Genomic DNA, 5,361 nt, shown 5'->3' with positions numbered 1-5,361 from the left:
TCGCGTTCGAGCATGATGTCCATGGCGCTGTTGATCGCCTCGATCATGTTCATCGTCTTGGTCTGGGTTTCGCCGGCCATCATTCGGGCTTCCAATTGGGGCCGAACTTCTTTTCCTGTTCGGCCAGCATTTGATCGCATTGCTCCTTGAGATGCCAGGGCATTTCCTCGAAGACATCCTCGAACATCGTTTCGAACGGCTGATGCATTCCGTGACCCAGAATTCCGAGTTTTTCCGACTGCTTCTGGGTCGTCTTTACCAGCTCGTCGAGTTCGGCGCGCAACGCATCATGCTGCGCATCGTCCCACTCACCGAGCGCAATCAGATGCTGCTTCAGGCGCGCGATCGGGTCGCCAAACGGCCATGCGCTCGCTTCCTGCGCGGCGCGATAGGCGCTCGGGTCGTCGGAGGTGCTGTGGCCTTCGGCGCGATAGGTAAAATGTTCGATCAGCGTCGGGCCGTTATTCGTCCGTGCCCGGTCAGCCGCCCACAAAGTCGCGGCATAGACGGCAAGCGGGTCGTTGCCGTCGACGCGCAGGCCGGCGATGCCATAGCCGACCGCGCGCGCCGCAAAGGTCGTCCGCTCACCCCCGGCAAAGCCCGAAAAGCTGGAAATCGCCCACTGATTGTTGACGACGTTGAAGATGACCGGCGCATTATAGACGGTCGCGAAGGTCAGCGCTGAATGGAAATCGCCTTCGGCCGACGACCCTTCGCCGCACCAGACGGTGGCGATGCGGTTGTCGCCCTTCGAGGCCGATGCCATCGCCCAGCCCACCGCCTGGGGATATTGCGTCGCGAGATTGCCCGAAACGCTGAAAAATCCGTGCTCCGGCGCCGAATACATGATCGGCAACTGTCGCCCGAGCAGATGGTCGCCGCGGTTCGAATATATCTGGTTCATCATCTGAATCAGCGGGTAATCGCGCGCGATCAATATGCCTTGCTGGCGGTAGCTGGGGAAGCACATGTCGGCGCGGTCGATCGCCATCGTCGAGGCAACCGAGGTGGCCTCCTCGCCCGTGCATTTCATGTAAAAGCTGGTCTTGCCCTGGCGCTGGGCGCGGAACATGCGGTCATAGAAGGCGCGGACGAGCATCATGTAGCGCAGCATCGCGCGCAGCCGTTCGGCGCTGAGCTTGGGATCCCACGCGCCCTTCGCCTGCCCGTCGAAATCGAGCACGCGGACGAGGCCGTAGCACATGTCGCGCATCGCATCGGGCTTGGTCGCTTCGCCCGGACGCGGGGTCGCCTCGACCGCCGGAACATCGATATCGCCAAAGTCGGGCGTGTCGCCGGGGCGATAGCGGGGTTCGGGAATATGGAGCGACAGCGGCGGCAGATTGCTCGCCGGGCGCCGATGCGTTTCGGGCATATCTTCGTCCCTTCAGGGCGCGAATCGCCGCGCCGTTATATTTCAATTGGACGACATATTATTACTTCCTGCATAGCAATGCAATGTCGGCCTCTCAGACCGCGACGGGCGCGGAAATGTGCGCCTGCGGGGCGTAATTCTCGACCGCGAAATCGTCGAACGCATAATCGAAAATGCTCGAAGCCTGCCGAAGGATGCGCAATCGCGGTGCGCCCGATGGAACGCGCCGAAGCTGCTGCTCCACAAGCTCTGCGTGATTGAGGTAAAGATGGACGTCGCCGCCGGTCCACACCAGTTCATGGGCATGAAGGCCGCATTGCGCCGCAACCATCCGCGTCAGCAGCGCGGCTTCGAATATGTTGAAGGCAAAACCCAGGCCCAGGTCGCACGACCGCTGGAACAGAAGGCACGACAGTCCGCCGTCGCTCCGCACATGAAACTGATAGGTCATGTGACAGGGCGGCAGCGCCATGCGGTCGAGATCGGCGACATTCCAGCCGGTGAAGATATGCCGGCGCGATCCGGGGTTGTTGCGGAGCGAAGCGATCAGCGCGGCGATCTGGTTGTGCCCCTGTTCCGCGCGGCGGAACAGGCCCTCGCCCGCCGGCTCATAGCGCGGCCAATTGACCCACTGATGACCGTAGACCGGCCCCAAATCGCCCCACGCCGCCGCGAAATCAGGATCGGCGACGATCCGCGCCTCGAACGCTTCGGCGTCGATCTGCTCGCCCGTCGCGCGGCGATATTTCTCGAGCGGCCAGTCGGTCCAGATGCGGACGCCCTGCGCAACGAGCGGTCGGATATTGGTGTCGCCGGTCAGGAACCACAACAGCTCGCGTAGTGCCGTTTTCCAGTAGACGCGCTTGGTTGTGAGCAAGGGAATGGCATCGTCGCGCAGCGAAAAGCGCATCGTCTCGCCGAACAGCGAGCGCGTCCCGACCCCGGTGCGGTCGACGCGTTCATCGCCTTCGGTCCATATCCGACGCATCAGGTCGAGATATTGAAGTTCATAATGGATGGATTCGGACAAGACTCGCTCCCGGCATTGCGGCCTCTTTGCTAGGCGGCAGCGACGCGGCCCGCAAGCGCCCCGCCCGACCTCGCACCGTTTCGGCCCAGTCCCGGCTTGGCGCGCACGGCCCTGGAGCGCAGATTTCGGCAATGGCGCTCGCTTTCCCTCCTGCCCGCCCTTTCGACGGCCCGACGCTGAGCGGCTTCGTCGATCGCGGCGCGGAGGATGCGGTTGCCCGCGATCTGCTGCGCGCCGAGTTTCCCGCCGACCGCGAGCGACTGATCCTCGCCGGATTCGACGGCTTCGGACGCCTGATGCGGATCGAATGCTGCGAAGGCGGTATCGACGGCCGCTGCACGATCGCGCCCGCCTGCTGGCACCGGCTGATCGGCCGGGGCGCCGCGACCGTGTTGATGGCGCATAATCACCCGTCGGGCTGCGCCTACCCGAGCGAAGCCGATCTGGCCGCAACCGGCGAGGCGATGGATTTTCTCCGCCGAATCGCCGTCGATTTGACCGATCATCTGATCTTCGTCGATCATGGCCATTTCAGCTTTCGCCGCGCGCAATTGCTCTAAATCGGCGAATATCGCCAAAGCTGCCGATTGGCGCTTGAAGTTCCGAAAAGGCGCGTCTAGAGGACCGCCCTGCCCTCGCGCCGGTCCGCCGGCGCCAGAGATCGGTCGGGGAGTAGCTCAGCCTGGTAGAGCACTGTCTTCGGGAGGCAGGGGCCGGAGGTTCGAATCCTCTCTCCCCGACCAGTTTCGCATTGCTGCAGATTTTGCACAGACGCGTCTTGTAACGTGTCGCGACCCATCCTAAATTGATCCTACGCCGCCATGGTTTTCCCCCTTTCCATCGCGGCGAGCGCCTCGTCCTAGCGGACGTGGGTGCGTCCTCCCTGGACCCTGGCCACCTCGTACTCCGGTACGAGGTGGTTTTTTATTCGGCGGCCAGCGGCAGCATGTCGCCATCGGGACGCATTTGCCCCGCCCCATCGATCAGGCCGGCGAACCAGCGTGCAAGCGCGCCCGAACGGGCCGCATCGACGCTCTTGTCGGGGTGCAGATAGAGGCTCCGGTCGATTTCGATCTGAACCGCGTGGACGCCCGCCAGCGGTCGCCCGTGCGTGCGCACGATATGCCCGCCCGCATAGGGCTGGTTGCGCGTCACGGCGACGCCGAGCCGTGCGGCACTGTCGAGAAGCAGATCGGACAGCCACTCGCCCGCGGACGTGCCGAAGCGGTCGCCGATCACGATGCGCGCCCCATGACCTGGCTGTCCGGACGGAATCGAGGGCATGCTGTGCAGGTCGATCAGAATGGCGTGCCCGAAGCGATCCCGCGCCGCAGCGAGTTCTTCGGCAATTGCAGCGTGAAAGGGCCGGTGCAGCGATTCGAGACGCCAGTGCAGCGCGGCCCGGTCGATCGGACGTTTCCACAATGTCCCGCAGTCGGCGAGCCGCGTCGGCACGACGCCCAGCCCGGCGCGCTCCTTGCGGCCCGGCGCCGAAAATTGTGCGCGAAGCGGCACTGCGACCTCGGCGGGCGCCATCTGCCCCTCGCCGCGATTGCAATCGGCGACCGCGCGCGCCCACAGCGCCTGCACCACCGTCGCGCCGGCCTCGACCGCACCCGCCGCGATGACATCGCACCAGCGATCCTCCAGCCGCTCGAGATCGGCGATCGGCACGCGCGCCGCTGCAAGTATTTCAGGCGGATAGAGGCGCCCGGCATGCGGGATCGACACCACGACGGAGCCTGGCGCGTCGGGACGTTGGACCGCGATTGCGGCGGGCGGAAGGGTGCGGTGGGGCATCGATGAGAGAGCGTGGCAAAAAAGCGCCGACGAATCCAGCGGCGCGGGAATTTGTTAAATCTCTCCCGCTATGACACAGTTTCATTCGAGGGGTGCGGTACGCGCGATTACACGATCGGGCACAGCCGGAAGACAGGGGCAGAATTTTACGATGATCCGCATCTTGCTCGCCGAAGATGATGATGTGATGCGCGAATATCTGGCGCGGGCGCTGACCAGCGCGGGTTATCATGTGACCGCGGTCGACCGCGGCACCGAAGCGGTCCCCTATATCGATTCGGGCACATTCGACCTGCTCCTCTCCGACATCTTGATGCCCGAAATGGATGGTATCGAGCTGGCGCAGCACACCGCAAAGGCGGCGCCGCAAACGCAGGTGATGTTCATCACCGGATTCGCGGCGGTATCGCTGCGCGCCGAAGAGAATGTCCCGCAAGCCAAGCTGCTGTCCAAGCCCTTTCACCTCAAGGATCTGGTGCGCGAGGTCGATATGCTTTTCGGCCGCGCCGATCGCAGCAACCAACAATAATTTCAACTTTGCGCGCGAAGGGCTTGCCAGCCTGCGCCGAGGCCTTTAAGGGGCGCGTCACCCCAAAACGTGTGGGCGTGTAGCTCAGTGGTAGAGCACTGTGTTGACATCGCAGGGGTCGCAAGTTCAATCCTTGCCACGCCCACCATTTTCCTCCCTTTCGATTGGCCCTGATCCCTTCGCCGGGTGGCGGCAGACCATGATCTGCCGTATCGCAGACATCATGAACATCGACATATTTCGGCGGATCGGAATCGTAGGCTCGGGCCGCGTGGCGCGCGCCTTGGCGCTCGGACTGAAGCCCGCGTCGCACGAACCGCCCTTGCTATGGGGACGTTCGCCCGAGCAACTGGCCGAAGCGGAGCGGCAAGTCGATGGCATCGAAACCACCCCCACCCTTGGGGCACTCGTCCAAACATGCGATGCGATTGCGATCGCCGTTGCCGATGACGCCCTTTCCGGCATCGTGGCCACGTTGGCGGCCGAAGCATCCAAGACGCCGTCCTCGCCTTTCGTTTTCCACGTCAGCGGCCGCAGCGGAGCCGCGCCTCTGGCGCCGCTGCGCGATGCGGGTTGGCTGACGGCCGCTATCCATCCGGCGATGACCTTCACGGGCAACCCGCCGGG

6 protein-coding genes and 2 tRNA genes are annotated in these 5,361 nt (G+C 63.9%); 5 read left to right on the top strand and 3 right to left on the bottom strand.

Annotated features, from left to right (window positions below):
• Positions 1-79: 79 nt before the first annotated feature.
• Positions 80-1,375: a 3-methyl-2-oxobutanoate dehydrogenase (2-methylpropanoyl-transferring) subunit alpha gene (locus tag ABS88_RS23670; RefSeq protein ID WP_286750772.1), complete on the bottom strand. Its 1,296-nt coding sequence runs from the start codon at positions 1,373-1,375 to the stop codon at positions 80-82.
• A 94-nt stretch (positions 1,376-1,469) separates the two neighbouring features.
• The gene (gene thyA / locus ABS88_RS23665; RefSeq protein ID WP_286750771.1) at positions 1,470-2,405 is read right to left on the bottom strand and encodes a thymidylate synthase; all 936 of its coding nucleotides are present in this window, start codon (positions 2,403-2,405) and stop codon (positions 1,470-1,472) included.
• A 131-nt stretch (positions 2,406-2,536) separates the two neighbouring features.
• Between thyA and ABS88_RS23660 the strand changes: the two genes are divergently transcribed.
• Together ABS88_RS23660 and ABS88_RS23655 are read left to right on the top strand one after the other, a co-directional pair.
• On the top strand, positions 2,537-2,965 hold the full coding sequence (locus ABS88_RS23660) for a JAB domain-containing protein (protein ID WP_286750770.1): 429 nt from the start codon (positions 2,537-2,539) through the stop codon (positions 2,963-2,965).
• A gap of 106 nt (positions 2,966-3,071) precedes the next feature.
• Positions 3,072-3,148 (top strand) — tRNA-Pro (locus tag ABS88_RS23655).
• Between the two features lie 181 nt (positions 3,149-3,329).
• Here the strand turns inward: ABS88_RS23655 and ABS88_RS23650 are convergent.
• Positions 3,330-4,139, bottom strand: a complete 810-nt coding sequence (locus ABS88_RS23650) for an N-formylglutamate amidohydrolase (RefSeq protein ID WP_286750769.1) — start codon at positions 4,137-4,139, stop codon at positions 3,330-3,332.
• A gap of 217 nt (positions 4,140-4,356) precedes the next feature.
• Between ABS88_RS23650 and cpdR the strand changes: the two genes are divergently transcribed.
• The 3 genes from cpdR to ABS88_RS23635 all read left to right on the top strand — a co-directional run.
• A complete protein-coding gene (gene cpdR / locus ABS88_RS23645) occupies positions 4,357-4,734 on the top strand; it encodes a cell cycle two-component system response regulator CpdR (RefSeq protein WP_286750768.1) in 378 nt (125 codons plus the stop codon).
• A 73-nt stretch (positions 4,735-4,807) separates the two neighbouring features.
• Positions 4,808-4,882: transfer RNA gene (locus tag ABS88_RS23640), tRNA-Val, on the top strand.
• Between the two features lie 51 nt (positions 4,883-4,933).
• Positions 4,934-5,361 (top strand): NAD(P)-binding domain-containing protein (locus tag ABS88_RS23635; RefSeq protein ID WP_286750767.1); only part of this gene is annotated, 428 nt, incomplete at its 3' end.

The organism is Sphingopyxis sp. SCN 67-31 (assembly GCF_001725095.1).
This window is presented reverse-complemented; position numbering and strand designations above follow the sequence as displayed.

Coding starts and splice junctions, on each gene's coding strand:
- ABS88_RS23670 (WP_286750772.1), bottom strand. CDS start 1,375: ATGCCCGAAACGCATCGGCGCCCGGCGAGCAATCTGCCGCCGCTGTCG.
- ABS88_RS23660 (WP_286750770.1), top strand. CDS start 2,537: ATGGCGCTCGCTTTCCCTCCTGCCCGCCCTTTCGACGGCCCGACGCTG.
- cpdR (WP_286750768.1), top strand. CDS start 4,357: ATGATCCGCATCTTGCTCGCCGAAGATGATGATGTGATGCGCGAATAT.